The sequence below is a fragment of the Mesorhizobium sp. M0768 genome (genome assembly GCF_040320195.1).
Taxonomy (GTDB): domain Bacteria; phylum Pseudomonadota; class Alphaproteobacteria; order Rhizobiales; family Rhizobiaceae; genus Mesorhizobium.
On sequence record NZ_JAMYPD010000004.1, the window covers coordinates 1 to 20,000 of the forward strand.

Sequence of the window (20,000 nt, forward strand, 5' to 3'; positions counted from 1 at the left end):
CCCCCCCCCCGGTCCCGTAGTTTTCCCCGCGTAGGGGACGCGCCTGGCGCCCCCCGCCCCCCGCCGGGCGGCCGGGTCGCCCCCTCGCGGGCCGCGGCGACAACCCCCCCGCCCGGCGGCCCCCGGGGGGCCCCCGCGCCCGTCTTTAGCCCCCCCGAAGTCTTGGCACCCCCCGAAAACGGCAATTCGAAATTCAGCGGTGCCATCACCGCACGTCCGTTGACAAGCTTGCCGTCGATGAGGTTCATCGGCGGCGAGCCGACGAAGCTTGCCACGTAGGTGTCGCGCGGATTGTTGTAGATCTCGTACGGCGTGCCGGTCTGGACGATGCGGCCATGGTTGAGCACGCCGACCTTGTCACCCATCGACATCGCCTCGATCTGATCGTGCGTCACGAACAGGAAGGTGGCGCCAAGCTGCATCTGCAGGTTCTTCAATTCGGTGCGCAGCGCTTCGCGCAATTTGGCGTCGAGCGCCGACAACGGCTCATCCATCAGGAATACCCTCGGCTTGCGCACGATGGCGCGGCCGATCGAGACGCGCTGCATCTCGCCGCCTGAAAGCCGGTCGGTCTTGCGGTCGAGTAGATGCTCGATCCGCAGCGTCCTGGCGGCGCGGTCGACGCGATCCTTGATCTCGGCATCGGGCAGCCGGCGGATTTTCGGCTTCAGCGGAAATTCGAGGTTTTGGCGTACGGTATAGCGCGGGTAGAGTGAATATTGCTGCAGCACCAGCGCCACGTCGCGCTCCGCCGCGCCCCAATCGGCGACATCGACGCCGTCGATCAAGACCTGACCTTCGCTCGGTTTTTCCAGGCCGGCAATCATGCGCAGCGTCGTCGTCTTGCCGGCGCCGGTCTCGCCGAGCAGGACGAAGAACTCGCCATCGGCGATGTCGAGATCGAGCCCGGTCAAGGCGGTGTGGTTGCCGAATTTCTTCGAGATGTTCTTGAGCTGGATGTGGGCCATCAGAGTCTCACTCCCAGCGATTTGCCGCTCGCCGTGTCGAAGAAATGCGCGTGGCCGGGATCGATTCTGACGAAGACTCTTTCGCCGGGGCCGCCGATGAAGCCGCTCTTGGTGCGCGCACGCAGCATCTTGGAGCCGACCTTGAGGTCGACGATGTCGAAGGAGCCGAGCGGCTCGACGATCTGCGTCTCCACCGGCAAGAACCCTTCGGCTGCTTCGCGGCGGACGAGGACGCCTTCCGGCCGGATGCCGAGCGCGAGTTGGCCGCCGGCATGGCCGTTGAGCTTCGACAGCAAGGCGCGCGGGAATTCGAAACCGGCGGCCGCATCGCCGACGGTGACCGAGGCCGACGAGGCTTTCTCGGTCACCGAAGCGTCGGCGACGTTCATCACCGGGCTGCCTACAAATTGCGCGACGAAAAGGTTCGCCGGATGCGAATAGACCTCGTCCGGCGAGCCAACCTGCTGCAGCACACCTTCATGCATGATGACGATGCGGTCGGCGAGGCTCATCGCCTCGATCTGGTCGTGGGTGACGTAGATGCTGGTCGAGCCCTGCTTGATGTGCAGCCGCTTGATCTCGGCCCGCATCTCCTCGCGCAGCTTGGCATCGAGCGCCCCGATCGGCTCGTCCATCAGCATCGCCTTCGGCCGCCGCACCAAGGCTCGGCCGATCGCCACGCGCTGCATGTCGCCGCCCGACAGCGCCGACGGTTTCTTGGCGAGGAGATCGCTGATCTGCAGCTTCTTGGCGACCGAGCGAACCTCGCTGTCGATCTCGGCCTTGCTCTTGCGCGTCGCCCTGAGCGGAAAGGCGATGTTCTCATAGACGCTCATATGCGGATAGAGCGAGAACGACTGGAAGACCATGGCGATATCGCGATCGGCGGCCTTGAGGTGCTGGACCGGCTTGCCGTCGATGAGGATGTCGCCGCCGTCGATCGTCTCCAGCCCGGCAATCGCCCTGAGCGTCGTCGTCTTCCCGCAGCCCGACTGGCCGAGCAGCACGATGAACTCGTTGTCGTCGATCTTCAGGTTGAGGTCTTTGATGACCTGGACGGCGCCGAAATATTTCTGGACGCCTCGAAGCTCGATCTGGGTCAATGCTGTGCCCCCGGATTTGCCCCTTGCCCGGTGCCGGCCTTCTCCTCCGGCGCGATCTTGGAGGTGATGTTGAAGCCGATCAGGCCGATCAGGATGATGGTCACGCCATAGCTGTGCAGCAGCATGTTCCACGGCTGGCAGAGCGCGATGATACCGAGCACCATCAGCACCTGGCTGCCCGGTTCGAGATATTTCTGGTTGATGTCGCGAAAGCTCATTTGCGGATCGCTCCAAACGACATGCCGCGCAACAGGTGGTTGCGGAGCAGGAAGGTGAAGATCGCGACCGGCAGCAGGAACAGGAAGGTTCCGGCGGCAATCACCGTCCAGTCCGGCAGGCCGGAACCGATCTGGCTGGGGATGAAGGGCGGTGCTGTCTGGGCACGGCGGCTGGTCATGATCAGTGCGAAGGCATATTCGTTCCACGCCGTGATAAAGCAGAACACGGCGGTGGCGGCGATGCCGGTGGCGGCCTCGGGCAGCACGATCTTGAAGAAGGCCTCCATGCGCGTATAGCCGTCGACGAGGGCCGCCTCCTCATACTCCTTGGGGATCTCGTCCATGAAGCCTTTCATCAGCCACACCGAGAAGGACAGGTTGAAGGCGGTGTAAAGGATGATCAGGCCGATATGGGAATCGTTGAGGCCGACCGCCCGGTACATCAGGAACATCGGAATGGCGACGACCACCGGCGGCAGCATGCGTGTCGACAGGATGAAGAACAGTAGGTCCGCCTCGCCTTTTACCTTGAAGCGCGAGAACCCATAGGCGGTGAAGGTGCCCATGCCGACGGCCAGGACGGTCGAGGTTATGGCAACGATCAGTGAGTTCATGAAACGGCTCGGATAGCCCGACCACTGCACCTGGCCCTTGCCGTCGCGCACGATCTTTTCGCCCCCATTGAAGACGACGCGCTCCCACCACGGCGCAGCCGCGTACTCCTCCGGCGACGGCGGGCTGCGCAGCTGCGAACGCTTGGTAAACAACTTGACGAAGGGCGATATCTCCGGCTGGAAAACCACCGTCGGCGGAATGGTGGTGGCGAGGTTGCGCGGCTTGAACGCCGTCGAGGCGATCCAGTAGATCGGCGCCAGGAAGATGATCGTCACCAGCAGGACAGCGACGATGGCGACCCGGTTGAAGGTGATTTCGGAAGAAGTGCGGACTGCGGCCATCTCAGCGCTCCTTCACCTTGTTGAGGTATTTGACATAGATGTTGGTGATCGCCAGCACCATGATCAGCACGATGTAGGCGAGCGCGCAGGAACGCCCGGTCTGCCATTCCTGGAACGCCATCTTGTAGAGCCGGATCGAGATCAGCTCGGCCGTCGGCTGGCTGGTCAGGATGTAGGCGAGGTCGAAGGTCTTGAACGCCTCCATGGTGCGGAAGATGACCGCGATCATCAGGATCGGCGCAACCAGCGGCAGCGTTATGCGGAAGAAGGTGTAGAACGGCCCGGCCCTGTCGATCGCGGCTGCCTCGTAGAGATGCTTGGGCACGGCCGACAGGCCGGCCAGCGACAACAGCATGACGAAGGGCGACCACATCCAGATGTCGGTCAGCGCGACCGCATAGAGCGCCATTTTCGGATTCGACAGCCATTCGAAGGTGCCGAGGCCCAGCGCATAATTGATGATGCCGAAGGACGGATCGTAGAGCAGCTTCCAGAACAGGCCGACGACGGCCATCGACAGCATCATCGGCAACAACAGGAGCGTCGTCAGCAGGCCCTTGAGCGGAATGTCGCGATTGAGCAGCATGGCCACGCCGAAGCCGACGAGCAGCTGGCCGGCGACCGAGATGATGACGTATTTTGCGGTGATGGCGAAGTTGGACCAGACATAGGGATCGCTGAGCAGGTCGCGATAGTTTTGCAGCCCGACGAAATTCGCCGCCGCGCTGGTCGAGGCGCGGAAATCGGTGAACGAATAGCCCAGCGAATAGATCAGCGGGAAGATGTTGAAGACGATCAGAAACAGGATCGTCGGGATGATGAAGAGATTGCGGATCGAAATGTCGCTTAGACCGCGAGCGGCGGCCCGCGAGGACCTGTCCAGCGTGGTGATCATCGTGGTCGCCAAGACTCTGCTCCCGGTTCAAAAATCAGAAAAAGAAACGGAGGAGGCACGAACGCCCCCTCCGTGAAACTTCATACTTATTGGCCGCGGCCGTATTTCTTGAAGGTCGCGTTCCAGTCGGCTGCCAGTGCGTCCAGCGTCTCCTTGGCGGTGCCTTCGCCGCCGATCATGTAAGGATAGATGCGCTGGTTAAGCTGCTGCAGCAGTTCCGCGTATTCCGGAACCGCCCAGAAGTCCTTGACCTTGAACATGGTCTCGTAGAACGCCTTGTTATAGGGCGTGGCGTTCTGGAATTCGGGCGACTTGAGCACGGCGGCACTGCAGGTGTAGCCGCCAAGCGCTGCCCATTTCTTCTGGGTCTCGTCCTTGATGAACCATTCCAGGAACTTCGTCGCCTCTTCCTGCTTCTGCGAGTAGGAAACGATGGAGATGCCCTGACCGCCGAGTGCGGCGAACTGGTCGCCGCCAGGTCCGGCTGGATTGGCGAAGAAGCCGGTGTTCTTGGCGTTCGGGTTCGACGCCTCGTTGATCAACGAGGGGAAGAACGCGAAGTAGTTCATGCTCATCGCGGCCAGGTTTTCAGTGATCGCCTGGTTGTCCTCGACGAAGAACGACTTGGCCCAGCCCGGAGGCGTGAACTTGTAGAGTTCCTTGTAGGCGTCGAGCGCCGCGATCGCCTTGTCGGAGTTGATGAAGCCATCGACCTTGTAGGTCTTATAGTCACCCAGCTCGCCGCCAAAGGAGAACAGCGCGTTTTCGAAGCCCATCGCCATCGCGTCATAAGAATTGTCGGTGTAGATGGCGATGCCGTATTTTTTCTGGTCCGGCCGGTAGAAGAATTCGGCGATGTCGCGTAGCGCCTTGAAATCCTTCGGCACGTCGAGATCGTAGCCATACTTGGCCTTGAAGGCTTCCTTTTCCTTGGGGTCTTCGAACCAGTCCTTGCGATAGGACCAGCCGACGGCGTCGCCTTCGAGCGGAATGGCCCAGTACTTGCTGCTGCCGCCCGGATATTCGGCATAGTATTTCACCGTGGCCGGTGCCATCACTTCACCGACCTTGTGCTTGTTGAAGAAGTCGGTCAGGTCGACATAGTGGCCACCGGTCGAGCCAGCACCAAGCCATTGCGAGTCGCCGACGACCATATCGTAGGCGTCGCCATGGGCGTTGAACTCGGTGAAGGCCTTGGTCTGGAAGTCGGGCCACGGTGTGGTTTCCACCGTGATCTTGACGCCGGTTTCCTTCTCGTACTCGTTGCCGAGTTCCTGCAGGTAATTGGCCGGATCCCATTCCGCCCAGAAGATTGTAAGTTCCTTTTCCTGCGCGTAGACGGACGTTCCGCAGGCGAGCACTAGGCCGATACCAGCAAGCAAGCTGGTCATTGTCTTGCGCATAATGATTTCCTCCCTTGTGCGCATTCTACCGTTCATGAGAACCGGCATCGAGGCCGGCCCTGGTAGTCCTCCCGTGACGGCACCGTTTCGGTCTGTGAGCCTCCTCGCTCGACCGAAACGGATCTCAGCCTTCACCTTTGATCCGCTTTATTTGTCCTGATCTGGTATTACCAATTTAAGAGGAACGTCAAGCCCTTTCTTGGACGGTGGCGGACACGCAGACAAGTTGGCTTCTGCGATATCTGCCTGTTTTCCCTGAATTTTCCTACTCCTTGATACATGAATGCCTTACTTGGGCCGCTGCATCGCTAGTAGCATGAATAGCCAGGTTGAAAATCTGGTCGAACCAGATTGGCGTCATCTCACGGCGGTCGTCGGCGCGATCCCATCTCCTTCAATCATCGATTCGGTCATAGCCGCGCGCACAAGAGCGCCGGCCGCCCATTGCGCAACCGACATCATACTGCGGCTATCCAATCCCCATATATCCTTTAAAACGATCAGCACCTCAACACCGAAGATCAATGACAGCGCCTGCGCGAGCCGCTTGAATTCGCGCGGCGGCAACCGGCCTTTGAGTGGCGCGATCGCATCTTTCAAGAGATCGACGCGATGGCCGCGCGTGAAGGCAGGTTCGCCGTCAAGCGTGCCTGCCTGTCGCTGCGCCCACTGGTCGAGCGACAGTTTCAGCGCCGCCTTGAACGTCGCTTCGAAGACCTCGATGCGCGGCATGGCGGTCTCGAACAGCTCGGCGACCCGGCGCTCGGGATCGGCAGAGCTCGATTTCCACGTAAGGATCGGCCCAAGCCCCTCATCGACCACCGCCTGCACCAACGCCGCTTGGCTCGGAAAATACCGATAGGCGGTGGCGCGCGAGACCTCCGCTGCCTCCGCCACCTCGCTGACGGAGGGCGTGGCGCCCGCCTGCATCAGCTTTGTCGCCGTCTCAAGCATGAGACGCCTGGTGCGCGCGCGGGCCCCGCGCTCTACTTGGGGGTTCGGCCCTTGGCTGGCACCGTTGTCCATTGCCGCTTGTTGACGTGAGACATTCATGTCAATACGATACGCGTGTCTCAAAAAATTGCAATGGCCCTTCGCGCCGTCGAACGGCCGGGCAAAAAGGGGCGGCAGCGCCGAACACGCCCAAGACCGGGGAAACGCGATGAAGCGCATCTATGTGGTGGGCACCGCCGACACCAAGGGCGAGGAACTCGCATTTCTGGCCGATGCGGTCGCGGCTACCGGCGCTTCGATTGCCCGTGTCGACATCGGAACACGCGGCGCGACCGTGCCGGTCGATGTTTCGGCGGACGAGGTCGCCAGCCACCATTCCGAGGGTCGCAATGCCGTACTCGGCGTCGACGATCGCGGCACCGCGGTGGCGGCGATGGCTGCCGCCTTTGCCCGGTTTGTCCAGTCGCGCAGCGATATTGCCGGGATTATCGGCATTGGCGGCGGTGGCGGCACTTCGATCATCACCGCAGGCATGCGCACGCTGCCGCTCGGTCTGCCCAAGATCATGGTTTCGACGTTGGCCTCGGGTGACACCGCGCCTTACGTCGACGTCTCCGACATCGTCATGATGCCGTCGGTGACCGACATGGCCGGCCTCAACCGGCTTTCGCGTGTCGTGCTGCACAATGCCGCCCAGGCGATATCAGGCATGGCGACAAAGCCGGCGCCGCCGCCCGACGGCAAACCGTCGCTCGGCCTCACCATGTTCGGCGTCACCACGCCATGCGTGACCGCGATCGCCGATGAGCTTCGTTCGACTTATGACTGCATGGTCTTTCATGCCACCGGCACCGGCGGCCGCACCATGGAAAAATTGGCCGACAGCGGCCTGTTGTCCGGCGTCATCGACATCACAACGACCGAAGTCTGCGACTTGCTGTTTGGCGGCGTGCTGCCGGCGACCGAAGATCGCTTTGGCGCCATCGCCCGCACCGGGCTGCCGTATGTCGGCTCGGTCGGCGCGCTCGACATGGTCAATTTCTGGGCGCCGCCGACAATTCCGGAACGCTATCGCGGCCGGCTGTTCTATGAGCACAATCCAAACGTCACACTGATGCGCACCACTGCCGACGAAAGCAGAACGATCGGCGAATGGATCGGTACAAGGCTCAGCCTCTGCCAGGGTCCGGTTCGTTTCCTCATTCCGGAGAAAGGCGTGTCGGCTCTCGACATTGAAGGCGGCGCCTTCTTCGACCCTGAAGCCGATGCCGCTTTGTTCGAGGCAATCGAGCGTACCATCAAACCCGCCAAAACGCGGCGCGTGCTGCGTTTGCCGCTTCATATCAACGACCCCGAATTCGCCTGGGCTGCCACGACGGCCTTCCTCGACATCGCCAGACAGTGAGACACCAAGACATGGCCGCCATACCGCGCAAGAAAATCCTGGAGAAATTCCGCAAGATGATCGCGGACGGCGTGCCGATCGTCGGCGGCGGTGCCGGCACCGGCCTATCGGCCAAGGCCGAGGAAGCCGGCGGCATCGACCTGATCATCATCTACAATTCCGGCCGCTACCGCATGGCCGGGCGCGGCTCGGCCGCCGGCCTGCTCGCCTATGGCAACGCCAACGAAATCGTCAAGGAAATGGCCTACGAAGTGCTGCCGGTAGTGAAGAAGACGCCGGTGCTGGCCGGCGTCAACGGCACCGATCCCTTCGTCATCATGCCGCTGCTTTTGGCCGAGTTGAAGACGATGGGCTTTTCCGGTGTGCAGAACTTTCCGACCATCGGCCTGTTCGACGGCCAGATGCGGCAGAGTTTTGAAGAAACCGGCATGGGCTTCGGGCTCGAGGTCGACATGATCGCCGAGGCTCACAAACTCGACCTGTTGACCACGCCCTATGTCTTCAACGCAGACGAGGCGCGCGCCATGACAACAGCTGGCGCCGACATCGTCGTCGCCCATATGGGGGTGACCACCGGCGGCTCGATTGGCGCGACATCGGCTAAATCGCTGGACGACTGTGTGAGCGAGATCGACGCCATCGCCAAAGCGGCACGCTCAGTGCGCGAGGATATGATCCTGCTTTGCCATGGCGGGCCGATCTCGATGCCGGACGACGCCAGATATATTCTCGAGCGTTGCAAGGGCCTGCACGGGTTCTATGGCGCCAGTTCGATGGAGCGGCTGCCGGCGGAAGCCTCGATCGCCAGGCAGACGGCGGATTTCAAGGCCGTCACGTTCGGCGCTGCGTAGAGACCAGCAAAAAGAAGGGTGGGACGATGACCGATAACAGCAAGGTATTCGTATATCCAAAAGACGTCAGCGCCTTCGGCTTCGACTGGGGCAGGCTGTCGCTGACGGTCGCTCCCGAAGTGAACGGCGCAAAGCGATTTTCCGGTGGTGTCGTCGACCTACCGTCAGGCAAAGGCCATACGCGTCATAACCATCCGGGTGCGGAGGAGATCATCTTTGTCATCTCGGGCAATGGCGAGCAGATGGTCGAGGACGAGAAGGGCAACCCGGTCGTCGAGAAAGTCGGCCCCGGCTGCACCATCTATGTGCCGGAAAGCCGCTTCCACTCGACGCTCAATACCGGCGATGGGCCGATGCAGCTTTTCGTCGTCTATTCGCCGGCAGGGCCGGAACTGGCATTGCGGGAGTTGCCGGATTTCAGGTTGATCCCGCCGGGCAGATAATGTCACAGGCTGAGGCCAATCTTCATCGCACGAGCGACCCTTGCTAGGTTTTTAGTATCGCTTCCCAGAGCGAGCCTATCCGGCAAAGTGGGGACATCGCGCTCTGATCGGAAAGCATCCGGCGAAGGTAAGCGCGCCACCCAGTAGGACAAACAGTTTTCCGCTGCCTCCGGACCAAGCTGCCAGAGTACAAATCGAACAGCATTTTCAGGGAACATGAAGCCCGGAACTTCAGAACATGCGACCTGTTCGGCTAGTTTGCGCGGAACGTCGAAACGTTCGAAGAGCGGCAGGACAGTCGTTTGGATGTTGGCAACGATGTTCGCGATTTCAGGCTGGCGGGTATGCGGGTTTGCGATGTTCCATGTCCGCCAATGATGCGGGGTTCGCAAATTGCCAAGCTGTCCACCGGCGACCCAATCGCTGGCACTGGCGGGCCAAGCGCTTCGCTCGTCCCACTCCTTTATTGCCTTGCTGTAGACCGACGCATGCACGACGAGTTCGACATACTCGCCGCCGACGTTCAGATAGTTTGATTGAAAGGAGATTTTGAATGCCCAGTCGCCGGCCCGACGACTCGCATGAGGACCGCTTTTCGCAAAGCGGAACCCAATCGGTTCGAACTCCATGGAGATCTGCTCGCACCCGTCGATAAAGACCTGCTTGGGCAGTTCGCGTTCCATATCGGCAAATGCTCGCTGGCGTGACCAATTGTTTGCTCGGACGAGGTAATCTCAAGAACGGGCTAGGTACCAGCGCCTAAGCCGCCCCCGCCCCTGTTCCAGCCCCGGCCCCGATCGCCGAACATGACGTAACCGGCATCGGTCACCACCACCGTGTCCTCCAGCTTGATGAAGCCGCGCGTCGGGTGGAGCATGGTCGTCTCGACCGAAAGCACCATGTTCTTCTCCAGCGGCTTTGCGGCATAGGTGCCTTCATAGGTCACCGGATGGTTGGTCATCAGGAACGGCGCTTCATGCGTGATCAGCCCCATGCCATGCGCGAAAAAATCAGTATAGGCCGCAACCTTGGATTTCTTCAGAACGCCTTCGGCATGAGAAATCATGTCACCGCCCAGCGTGCCCGCCTTGACCTTGGAGAAGGCCGCCTGCTGCACTGTCTCGATCTCGGCCAGCAGATCCTCGAGTTCGGCGTCAGGGTCGCCCAGCACGCCCATGCGGCAAAGATCGCCGATATAGCCGTGGTAGTTGCCGCCGGAATCGATCGACATCACCTCGCCCTTCCTCCACGCCTGCGGCGAGGCGGCGCGGTTGTGGCTGGAGCCTAGCGTCAACAGGCAATATTCGAAATGCGCGCCGCGATTGGTCTCCTCGCGCCTGAGCTGTTCGATGATCTCGCTCTTGGTCGTGCCTTCGCGTGCCCAGCCGATGGTCGCCAGCATGGAATCGGTGATCAGCTCCGAAGCGATGCGCAGCTTTTCCAGCTCCGCCTCGGTTTTGATTGCCCGCATGCGCTCCAGCATATCAGTCGCATCGATCAGCTTGGCATCCGGCAGCGCGTTGCGGATCAGCATATAGGCGTCGGACGGCAGGAAGGCGGGCTCGATGCCGATGCGGGCATTGCCCTTGGTGATCTTTCGCAAATGCTCGACCGCCAGATTGGCGGCATCGAGCGTACCCCAGCAGGCGGCATGCAGTGTCGGCGTCCAGAATGGATGATTCTGGTGCTCGCCGCCTTCCATGCGGTTGCCGATGTAGGCGGCATGCTCCGGCCCACCTTTCTCATAGACGACGAAAGGCAGATAACGGCTGTGGCCGATTGCATCCATGGCGGCGAAGAAGATGAACTTGTAGCCGCCAAGCAGATATTGCGTGTTGTGCTTGGAGGTGGCGAGCAGCACGTCGATGCCGGCCTCCTCCATCAGCCCGTCCACCCTGGCCTGGTCGAACGGCACGCTGCCGACGGCATTCTTGCCTGGGGCAATGTTCATGTCTCTCTCCCTGAAATCCCTTAGCCGGCCGCTCGCCGGCACCGGCTTTTCCGGCTCTGAACCTCGGCTATGCTTAAATCTGCATCATTTTGCCCGATCTGGTCCAGCCAGAACGGGCGAACCAGCCCCAAAAGCTGCTCCACCTGCTGCACTTTACCCCAGCCTGGTCCTGCTAGAACCGCGCGTCGAACCGTTTTCTGTACAACTGGTCCAGCGGACGGAAATTTCAAAGCCACGTAGAGATGCGCCAATTCCATCTTTGGCGAAACCCCGCACAAGGCCCATAATCAGCTTTGCAGGATGCTTACGAGCGTCCGAGGGGTACGGCGGACCCGGCTGGGTCCGCGGAGAGGACGGAGTTCGATCATGCCAGAGTTCACCATTTCCAGACGTACAATGCTGGCCGGTTCGGCGTTGCTGTTGGCCTCCACCGCCATGCCGACGATCGGCTCGGCGCAGACGCCGAGAAAGGGCGGACGACTGGTTGTCGCCGCCGATTCCGAGCCGCGCAATCTCAATCCGGCGATTGTCGCCTCGAACGGCGTCTTCTTCATCTCGAGCAAGATCGTGGAAACCTTGGCCGAGGCCTCCTTCGGCGGCAAGGACGGGCTCGATCCGCGCCTGGCGCTCAGCTGGGAAGGTGCCGCCGACGGCCTGTCGCTGACGTTCAAACTGCGCGAGGGCGTCAAATGGCATGATGGGAAGCCATTCACCTCAGCCGATGTCGCCTTCTCGGCGCTGCAGGTCTGGAAGCCGCTGCAGAATCTCGGCCGCACCGTGTTCAAGGATCTGGAGGCCGTCGACACGCCGGACGAAACCACCGCCGTGTTCAAATTCGCCAAGCCGACACCGTTCCAGCTGATCCGCAACGCCTTGCCGGCGCTGAGCAGCGTGGTGCCCAAGCACATCTACGAGACCGGAAAGATCGAGGACAACCCGGCCAACAACGCCCCGGTCGGCACCGGACCGTTCAAATTTGCCGAACACAAGCCCGGCGAATATTACCGGCTGGAGAAGAACACCGACTATTGGGGCAAGGACGAGCCCTATCTCGACGAGATCATCTATCAGGTGCTGCCGGACCGCACGTCGGCGGCCAGCGCCCTGGAAGCCGAAGAGATCCAGCTCGCCGCCTTCTCGGCCGTGCCCCTGGCCGATCTCGACCGCATCTCCAAAGTGCCCGGTCTCAAGGTGATCACCAAGGGTTATGAAGGGCTGACCTACCAGCTCGTCGTCGAGATCAATCATCGCCGCAAGGAGCTGGCCGACCTGAAAGTACGCCAGGCGATCGCTCACGCCATCGACAAGGATTTCGTCGTCAAGACGGTATTCCTTGGCTATGCCGCCACCGCCACTGGCCCGGTGCCGAAAAACGACCCGCAATTCTACACCGCCGACGTGCCGACCTACGCCTTCGACGTTGCCAAGGCCAACGCCTTGCTTGACGAGGCCGGCTACAGCCGGGGCGATGACGGCAAGCGCTTTTCATTGAGATTGCTGCCGGCGCCTTACTTCAACGAAACCAAGCAGTTCGGCGACTATCTGCGCCAGGCGCTCGCCGTCATTGGCATCGACGCCCAGCTGGTCAACAACGACTCCGCCGCGCACATCAAGGCGGTTTACACCGACCACGCCTTCGACCTTGCGGTCGGGCCGCCGGTGTTCCGCGGCGATCCGGCGATCTCGACCACCATCCTGGTGCAGAGCGGTATTCCCGACGGCGTGCCCTTCTCCAACCAGGGTGGCTACAAGAATGCCGATCTCGACGCCCTGATCGCCAAGGCATCGGAGACGCTCGACACCGCCGCCCGCACCGAACTCTACAAGGAGTTCCAGAGAAAAGTTGCCGCCGACCTGCCGCTGATCAACGTCGCCGAATGGAGTTTCATCAGCGTCGCCCGCGATACGGTCAACAACATCGCTAACAACCCGCGCTGGGCAGTATCGAACTGGGCGGACACTTGGCTCGCGGGGTAAGGAAGTCTCTCCAGACTTGCGTGCCGCTTGTGTGGGTGCTCAGCTTCAGCGATGAGAGCTTTTTCGCGCCCCCCTCTGTCCTGCCCTCTTTGCCACCACTTGGCATCTCCCCCACGAGCGGGGAGATCGGCTGTCATTGTCGCTTTCGCCAATCTCCAGCGTTGCAAGACGGCCGGCATCGCCGAAACTGCCAATCTCCCTCCTTGTGGGGGAGATGTCCGGCAGGACAGAGGGGGGCGCCGTAAAGCGCGGCACCGAAGACTTGGCTCTCCTATCGGCGTTGCGCCATGACCCGCGCCGTCATCCTCCTTCGCCGCCGTCTCGTCGGCATCATCTTCGTGCTGCTGATTGTCGTCATCGGCACGTTCCTGTTGCTCGAAGCCGCTCCCGGCGACGCGGTCGATGCCTACATCGTCTCGACCGGAGGCGACGCCGGCATGATCGAGCTGTTGCGTCACCGCTGGGGGCTCGACCAGTCGGAGCTGACACGGCTCGCCAATTACCTTTGGGCGCTGCTGCATCTCGATCTCGGCCAATCGGTCAGCTTTTCGCGGCCGATCCGCGATGTCATCCTCGAGCGCCTGCCCAACACGCTGCTGTTGATGGGGAGCGCCACGGCGCTCTCCTTCGGCCTCGGCTCGGCTCTCGGCATCTATGTCGGCGCCAGTCCCGGCAGCTTCCGCGATCGTTTCCTGTCCATCGGTTCGCTGGCGCTCTATGCCGTGCCGGGCTTCTGGCTCGGGCTTGTGCTGATCATTGTCTTCGCCGTCGACCTGCGCTGGTTTCCGATCGGCGGCATCGAGAGTATCGCCTCGGCCAAGACCGGCCTCGATCGCGCCGCCGACATCGCCCGCCATCTCGTCCTGCCGGTTTCGGCGCTCGGCTTCATTTATCTCGCGCTCTATCTGCGCATGATGCGCGCCGGCATGGCCGAGGTGTGGCGACAGGACTTTGTGCTGGCCGCCCGTGCCAGGGGACTTTCCCGCCGTCGCATCGTGCTCGCTCACGTCGCCCGTAACGCGCTGTTGCCGCTGGTCACCATGTTCGGCCTGCAATCCGCGCAAATGCTGGGCGGCAGCGTTGTCATCGAAAGCGTCTTTTCCGTGCCAGGCCTTGGCCGGCTGGCGCAGGAAGCGGTGGCCGCGCGGGATATCCCACTACTGCTCGGCATCATTCTCGTCAGCGCCGTCCTGGTCGTCATCATCAACCTTCTCGTCGACATCGCCTACGCCTTCCTCGATCCGCGCGTCGGCGCCAGTGAGGCCGGCGCGTGAGCCCGCTTCGCCGCTTTCTCCGGACCCCGGAAGCGATCGCCGGCGCGGTCATCCTGGCGGCGCTGTTTGCCATGGCGCTTGCCGCACCTTTGTTCTTTCCCGGCGATCCGCAGGCGATTGCCGGGCCGGCGTTGCTGCCGCCGTTCCAGGACTGGTCGTTGCCACTCGGCACCGACCGCCTCGGCCGCAACGTGCTTGCCGAGCTTTTCCACGGCGCCCGCACCTCGCTGGCGGTCGGGCTGGCAGCAGCCGCCGCCGCCCTTGCCGTCGGTGCCGTGATCGGCACGTTGGCCGGCTTTGCCGGCGGTCTTGTCGACGAGATGCTGATGCGCATCACCGACGCTTTCCAGACCGTCCCAGCCTTTCTGCTGGCTTTGGCTTTCGTCAGCATCGTCGGGCCGTCGCTCGGCGTCGTCGTCGCTGCGATCGCGCTGGGCGCCTGGACCGGACCGGCACGCGTGGCGCGCGCCGAAGTGCTGTCGATCCGCGAGCGCGATTTTGTTGCCGGCGCCCGCGTCATCGGCATGCATCCGCTGGAGATCGCCTTTCGCGAGGTGCTCCCCAATGCGCTGCCGCCGGTAATGGCTTTGTCGTCGGTGATCGTCGCCGCGGCGATTCTCACCGAAGCGGCATTGTCCTTCCTCGGCCTTGGCGACCCCAACCGCGTAACCTGGGGCGGCATGATCGCCGAAGGCCGCGCCGTGCTGCGCACCGCGCCCTTCCTGTCGATCATTCCGGGCGTAGCGCTCGTGCTGACCGTGCTCGGCGTCTATCTCACCGGCGAAGGCGTCGTCGAGACCACGGCGATGAGGAGGAGCCTGTCGTGACGGCGCTTGCTTCGATTCGCAGTCTGACGGTGACCTATCGCCGCGACGGCGCCGAGGTGGCGGCGCTAAAGAATGTCAGCCTCGACATCCCCGCCGGCGAGCGCTTTGCCATCATCGGCGAGAGCGGTTCCGGCAAGAGCACGCTGGCGCTAGCCATTGCCGGGCTGCTGCCGGCCACTGCCAAGATCGAAGGCCGTATCGATTGGCTCTTGCGCCCGCCACCAATGTTTGGTGCCAAGGCACCTGCCGGTCTTCGCGACCATGCTCCAATCGGTGGCCGTGACATCGGCTTTATTTTCCAGGACCCATCCGCAAGTCTCGATCCGGTGATGCCAATAGGCAAGCAGATCGCGGAAGTCGCCTACACCCATCTCGGCCTCAGTTGGCGAGACGCCTATGCCAAGGCAAAAACCCTGCTCGAACGGGTCCGTCTGCCCGACCCCGATGTCGCTTTGCGTGCCTTTCCACATCAGCTCTCCGGCGGCCAGAAGCAGCGCGTGGCGATCGCCGCAGCGATTGCGGCCGGGCCGAAACTGCTGATCGCCGACGAGGCGACCAGTGCGCTGGACACCATCGTGCAGGCCGAGATTGTCGGGCTGATCCGGCGACTGGTGGCCGAGGACGGTATGACGCTGCTGTTCATCAGCCACGACATTGCGCTGGCCGCTGAGCTTGCAGAGCGCATAGCGGTGTTCCGGCATGGCGAGCTGCTCGAGCTCGATTCGACAGCCCAAATCGTCAATGCGCCGCGTCACGCATACACTCGTGTGCTGCTTGACGCTCATCTCGGCCTCGACGCCGAGCCGCTGTTGCGGCGAACATGACCAGTCCGCTGCTCGCCGTTTCCGGCCTGACCAAACGATACAGTCGCGGCGGCAAGACCATCGCCGCGGTCGACGACGTTTCCTTCCACATCGACCCCGGCGAGACGCTGGCGCTGGCCGGACCTTCCGGCAGCGGCAAGTCGACGATAGCTCGTCTAGTGCTCCGGCTCGTCGAATTCGATACCGGCAGTATCGAATTTGAAGGCAGCGATTTCCTGTCGCTGAACGGCGCTGCCTTGCGCGGCCGGCGCACTCGTCTTCAGATGGTGTTTCAGGATCCGCTCGCCGCCTTGAACCCACGCGCCACAGTCGCGCGTGTGCTCGACGACCCCCTGCGCATCCATCACATTGCCTCCGGCCCCGAGCGCCCGCGCCGAATTGCAGCTCTGCTGGAACGCGTCGGCCTCAGCCCCGGTCTCGCCGGCCGCGCCATTCACGAGATTTCCGGCGGCCAACGCCAGCGCGTTGCAATCGCCCGCGCCATTGCCACGAAACCGTCGCTGATCGTGCTCGACGAGGCCGTGTCGGCGCTCGACGTTTCGGTTCGCGCGCAGATCCTGCAACTGCTGCTCGATCTTCAACGCGAGGAGCGCATCGCCTATCTGTTCATTTCGCACGATCTCGGCGTCGTCCGTGCCATCGCCCACCGCATGGCCATTCTGGACGCCGGGCGGATTGCCGAGAGCGGCGATGCCCGCACCGTCATCGACGCGCCGCAATCCGCGATCGGCAAGGCGCTGGTGGCGGCAGCGCCAAGACTGTCAAGGATCGAACAGGACGCATCATGACCGACGCCGAAGCCCGAGCCGAAAAACTGTCGCGCGAACTCGATTCCGCCTTCCGCAACCGTGCCGATCTCTATCGTCTGTTGCTCGACGAGCTGACCGCGGAAGTTGGCGCGGAAAAGGCTGAGGCGATCATGATCCGCACCATCGAACGGCGAGGCAGGGAGGTTGCGGCGGCGGCCTTCGCCGATTTCGGCCCCAACGACGCACCGGCGATCGGCGAGGCGTTCCTCGCCGTCAGCCCGGATGGCGGCCGCATGTATCCGACCGACGTCGAACGCGGTCCGGACCGCATCGCCTTCAAGGTCAGGCGCTGTCCGCTGAAGGACGCCTGGGTCGAGGCCGGCGTCGGCGACGAGAAGCTCGCCACACTCTGCCGCATCGCCGGCGCCTTCGATCGCGGCCTGTTCGAGGCCACCGGAGTGCGCTTCGACAACGTCACCTGGACGGCGGGCCACGGTTCCGGCTGCTGCCACATCGCCTTGACCAACCGCGATGCCGGTTAGAGCTGCAGCTCGAGCCATGTCGGCGAAGAAGTAGAGTTCCGTTCCGTTGGGCAGCACGGAGCCAAACACCCCGGCGCCATAAGGCAAGCGGGGATTTTGACGTGTGCATTGCAAGGAATTCGTGCGGACAGTATCTGCCTCGGTGTCCCGCTGTGTCGGCTTCGTTGCTAAGTGTCCGGGTTGCTAAGTGTCCGGCCGGAGACGTCTTTGTGGGTTCATGGTTGTGGCCTCGAGCCACGGCAATCAAATCAATCCGAGATTCTGTCGGATTGCGGCATCCTTGTTCGTCTTCTGTAGGGGAGTTCCTGGAGGTGAACTATGAGCGAATTGCCGGTGGTCAAAACGCGACGCAAAGGCAAGACGCTTACGCAGAGCATGCTGATCCCAACCGAGAAAATGGTCGCTGACGAACTCCGGGCTGCAGGACCTGGCCACTTTTCGGACCTTGCAGAGTTACGACGTAAGCTCGCGGCAAAATACGGAGCAGACGCCTGCTGCCCAGTGACTGTGCGGCGGCACCTGGTGCATATCAGTCAAGACGGCAGCGCGCCCTTTTGGCGCGTCGTAAATCCCGATCGGCCATTCGCCCGACGTATGAGAGGTTGATCGGAGCACATACGCGAAAAATTGGCCGCGGAATGCTAAAGTGTCCTGTCGCCGTACTTCAGCGCATACGAAAACGGCCCGCACAAGGCGGGCCGTTTTCGAATTTGGTTGCGGGGACAGGATTTGAACCTGTGACCTTCAGGTTATGAGCCTGACGAGCTACCGGGCTGCTCCACCCCGCGTCAACCCTAGAAGTAAGCCTTGGCTCACTGGATTCAAGCTTCCGCCAAATGAAAGGGCCGCTTGCGCGGCCCGATATCCCGTTGGCGGGCCTGTTCGTAAGGAGAAGATTAAACAACGTGCGCTTGGCAGACCTGGCAGCGACCTACTCTCCCGCGTCTTGAGACGAAGTACCATCAGCGCTGGAGCGTTTCACGGCCGAGTTCGGAATGGGATCGGGTGCAGCCGCTCCGCCATAACCACCAGGTCGGCAAAACGCACGTTGCTCGAGAAGCTGTTTTCTGTGCCATCCATCTCGGCGCAATCCAAGGATTGTCACCAGAAATGGGCATTAGGAATGAGAACGATCAAGCCGATCGAACTATTAGTACCGGTAAGCTTCAAGCGTTGCCGCTCTTCCACACCCGGCCTATCAACGTGGTCGTCTTCCACGGTTCTCAGGGAATACTCGTTTTAAGGTGGGTTTCCCGCTTAGATGCCTTCAGCGGTTATCCCGTCCGGATATAGCTACCCTGCTATGCGGCTGGCGCCACAACAGGTCCACCAGAGATCCGTCCATCCCGGTCCTCTCGTACTAGGGACAGATCCTTTCAATATTCCTACACCCACGGCAGATAGGGACCGAACTGTCTCACGACGTTCTGAACCCAACTCACGTACCGCTTTAAATGGCGAACAGCCATACCCTTGGGACCTGCTCCAGCCCCAGGATGCGATGAGTCGACATCGAGGTGCCAAACAACCCCGTCGATATGGACTCTTGGGGGTCATCAGCCTGTTATCCCCGGCGTACCTTTTATCCGTTGAGCGATGGCCCTTCCACGCGGGACCACCGGATCACTATGACCGACTTTCGTCTCTGCTCGACTTGTCAGTCTCGCAGTCAGGCAGGCTTATGCCATTGCACTCAGCGAACGATTTCCGACCGTTCTGAGCCCACCATCGCGCGCCTCCGTTACTCTTTAGGAGGCGACCGCCCCAGTCAAACTACCCACCATACATTGTCCCGGACCCGGATAACGGGCCGCGGTTAGACATCCATAGTGATAAGGGTGGTATTTCAAGGATGGCTCCACCTGAGCTGGCGCCCAGGTTTCAAAGCCTACCACCTATCCTACACATGCCACTACGAATGCCAATGTAAAGCTATAGTAAAGGTGCACGGGGTCTTTCCGTCTAACCGCAGGAACCCCGCATCTTCACGGGGAATTCAATTTCACTGAGTCTATGCTGGAGACAGCGGGGAAGTCGTTACGCCATTCGTGCAGGTCGGAACTTACCCGACAAGGAATTTCGCTACCTTAGGACCGTTATAGTTACGGCCGCCGTTTACTGGGGCTTCGATTCAGAGCTTGCACCCCTCCTCTTAACCTTCCAGCACCGGGCAGGCGTCAGACCCTATACGTCGTCTTGCGACTTCGCAGAGCCCTGTGTTTTTGATAAACAGTCGCTACCCCCTGGTCTGTGCCACCCTCCCATGCTTGCGCATGAAAGGGTCACGCTTCTTCCGAAGTTACGCGTGCAATTTGCCGAGTTCCTTCAGCATAGTTCTCTCAAGCGCCTTGGTATACTCTACCAGTCCACCAGTGTCGGTTTCGGGTACGGTCTATAAGGAGGAGCTATTTCCTGGAACCACGCAGCAGCCCTTTCAATCCGATAAGATTGGACTACCTCAATGATCCGTCACTTCCTCCAGGCCCACGAATATTAACGTGGTTCCCATCGTCTACGCATTTCTGCCTCGACTTAGGGGCCGGCTAACCCTGCTCAGATTAGCTTTAAGCAGGAACCCTTGGACTTTCGGCGGGGGAGTCTCTCACTCCCCTTACGTTACTCATGTCAGCATTCGCACTTCTGATACCTCCACCACCCCT

19 protein-coding genes, 1 tRNA gene and 2 rRNA genes (1 of these 22 running past the window's edge) are annotated in these 20,000 nt (G+C 61.5%); 10 read left to right on the plus strand and 12 right to left on the minus strand.

All coding sequences use genetic code 11. The features are described 5' to 3' along the window. The 7 genes from NKI08_RS06545 to NKI08_RS06575 form a co-directional block, all read right to left on the minus strand. The coding region (locus NKI08_RS06545) for an ABC transporter ATP-binding protein (protein ID WP_352767919.1) at positions 1-968 on the minus strand (968 nt) is incomplete at its 3' end. Then, positions 968-2,071: an ABC transporter ATP-binding protein gene (locus NKI08_RS06550; protein ID WP_352767921.1), complete on the minus strand. Its 1,104-nt coding sequence runs from the start codon at positions 2,069-2,071 to the stop codon at positions 968-970. The genes NKI08_RS06550 and NKI08_RS06545, both read right to left, overlap by 1 nt. Then, on the minus strand, positions 2,068-2,289 hold the full coding sequence (locus NKI08_RS06555; protein WP_023675179.1) for a hypothetical protein: 222 nt from the start codon (positions 2,287-2,289) through the stop codon (positions 2,068-2,070). Before NKI08_RS06555 ends, NKI08_RS06550 begins: the two co-directional genes overlap by 4 nt. Next, a complete protein-coding gene (locus tag NKI08_RS06560; RefSeq protein ID WP_352448403.1) occupies positions 2,286-3,245 on the minus strand; it encodes a carbohydrate ABC transporter permease in 960 nt (319 codons plus the stop codon). The genes NKI08_RS06555 and NKI08_RS06560 overlap by 4 nt, the downstream gene beginning before the upstream one ends. A gap of 1 nt (position 3,246) precedes the next feature. Further along, positions 3,247-4,152, minus strand: coding sequence for a carbohydrate ABC transporter permease (locus NKI08_RS06565; protein WP_254816733.1), 906 nt, complete (start codon positions 4,150-4,152; stop codon positions 3,247-3,249). Positions 4,153-4,226: 74 nt separating this feature from the next. Further along, complete coding sequence (locus NKI08_RS06570) at positions 4,227-5,543, minus strand: ABC transporter substrate-binding protein (protein ID WP_352448404.1); 1,317 nt, start codon at positions 5,541-5,543, stop codon at positions 4,227-4,229. A 357-nt stretch (positions 5,544-5,900) separates the two neighbouring features. Continuing rightward, on the minus strand, positions 5,901-6,596 hold the full coding sequence (locus NKI08_RS06575) for a TetR/AcrR family transcriptional regulator (protein WP_502895683.1): 696 nt from the start codon (positions 6,594-6,596) through the stop codon (positions 5,901-5,903). 109 nt (positions 6,597-6,705) lie between these two features. Between NKI08_RS06575 and NKI08_RS06580 the strand changes: the two genes are divergently transcribed. The 3 genes from NKI08_RS06580 to NKI08_RS06590 are packed head-to-tail and all read left to right on the plus strand — an operon-like array spanning position 6,706 to position 9,196. Continuing rightward, positions 6,706-7,902, plus strand: coding sequence for a Tm-1-like ATP-binding domain-containing protein (locus tag NKI08_RS06580; RefSeq protein ID WP_352503237.1), 1,197 nt, complete (start codon positions 6,706-6,708; stop codon positions 7,900-7,902). Positions 7,903-7,913: 11 nt separating this feature from the next. Further along, positions 7,914-8,753 (plus strand): phosphoenolpyruvate hydrolase family protein, encoded by an 840-nt coding sequence (locus NKI08_RS06585; RefSeq protein ID WP_352767924.1) that lies wholly within the window; start codon positions 7,914-7,916, stop codon positions 8,751-8,753. Positions 8,754-8,779: 26 nt separating this feature from the next. After that, positions 8,780-9,196: a cupin domain-containing protein gene (locus NKI08_RS06590; RefSeq protein ID WP_352456830.1), complete on the plus strand. Its 417-nt coding sequence runs from the start codon at positions 8,780-8,782 to the stop codon at positions 9,194-9,196. Between the two features lie 2 nt (positions 9,197-9,198). Here NKI08_RS06590 and NKI08_RS06595 read toward each other — a convergent pair whose 3' ends face one another. Then, positions 9,199-9,879 carry a DUF4304 domain-containing protein gene (locus NKI08_RS06595; protein WP_352767927.1) on the minus strand — a complete coding sequence of 227 codons (681 nt, stop codon included), beginning with the start codon at positions 9,877-9,879 and terminating at the stop codon, positions 9,199-9,201. A gap of 62 nt (positions 9,880-9,941) precedes the next feature. After that, positions 9,942-11,147, minus strand: a complete 1,206-nt coding sequence (locus tag NKI08_RS06600; RefSeq protein WP_352767930.1) for a M24 family metallopeptidase — start codon at positions 11,145-11,147, stop codon at positions 9,942-9,944. Between the two features lie 366 nt (positions 11,148-11,513). On the opposite strand from NKI08_RS06600, the gene NKI08_RS06605 reads away from it, so the two are divergent. From NKI08_RS06605 to NKI08_RS06635, 7 genes are all read left to right on the plus strand, one after another. Further along, a complete protein-coding gene (locus NKI08_RS06605; RefSeq protein ID WP_352767932.1) occupies positions 11,514-13,124 on the plus strand; it encodes an ABC transporter substrate-binding protein in 1,611 nt (536 codons plus the stop codon). A gap of 287 nt (positions 13,125-13,411) precedes the next feature. Further along, positions 13,412-14,398 carry an ABC transporter permease gene (locus NKI08_RS06610; RefSeq protein WP_352767934.1) on the plus strand — a complete coding sequence of 329 codons (987 nt, stop codon included), beginning with the start codon at positions 13,412-13,414 and terminating at the stop codon, positions 14,396-14,398. Further along, on the plus strand, positions 14,395-15,225 hold the full coding sequence (locus tag NKI08_RS06615) for an ABC transporter permease (protein WP_352491793.1): 831 nt from the start codon (positions 14,395-14,397) through the stop codon (positions 15,223-15,225). The genes NKI08_RS06610 and NKI08_RS06615 overlap by 4 nt, the downstream gene beginning before the upstream one ends. Further along, complete coding sequence (locus NKI08_RS06620; RefSeq protein WP_352539471.1) at positions 15,222-16,049, plus strand: ABC transporter ATP-binding protein; 828 nt, start codon at positions 15,222-15,224, stop codon at positions 16,047-16,049. Before NKI08_RS06615 ends, NKI08_RS06620 begins: the two co-directional genes overlap by 4 nt. Beyond that, positions 16,046-16,837, plus strand: a complete 792-nt coding sequence (locus tag NKI08_RS06625; RefSeq protein WP_352767937.1) for an ATP-binding cassette domain-containing protein — start codon at positions 16,046-16,048, stop codon at positions 16,835-16,837. Before NKI08_RS06620 ends, NKI08_RS06625 begins: the two co-directional genes overlap by 4 nt. Further along, the gene (locus tag NKI08_RS06630) at positions 16,834-17,340 is read left to right on the plus strand and encodes an L-2-amino-thiazoline-4-carboxylic acid hydrolase (protein ID WP_352767940.1); all 507 of its coding nucleotides are present in this window, start codon (positions 16,834-16,836) and stop codon (positions 17,338-17,340) included. The genes NKI08_RS06625 and NKI08_RS06630 overlap by 4 nt, the downstream gene beginning before the upstream one ends. 318 nt (positions 17,341-17,658) lie before the next feature. Next, positions 17,659-17,946, plus strand: coding sequence for a hypothetical protein (locus tag NKI08_RS06635; RefSeq protein ID WP_352767943.1), 288 nt, complete (start codon positions 17,659-17,661; stop codon positions 17,944-17,946). A gap of 105 nt (positions 17,947-18,051) precedes the next feature. Here NKI08_RS06635 and NKI08_RS06640 read toward each other — a convergent pair. From NKI08_RS06640 to NKI08_RS06650, 3 genes are all read right to left on the minus strand, one after another. Next, positions 18,052-18,128: transfer RNA gene (locus tag NKI08_RS06640), tRNA-Met, on the minus strand. A gap of 130 nt (positions 18,129-18,258) precedes the next feature. Then, positions 18,259-18,373 (minus strand): 5S ribosomal RNA (gene rrf, locus NKI08_RS06645). 96 nt (positions 18,374-18,469) lie between these two features. Beyond that, positions 18,470-20,000: ribosomal RNA gene (locus NKI08_RS06650) — 23S ribosomal RNA — on the minus strand (it continues 1,268 nt past the right edge of the window).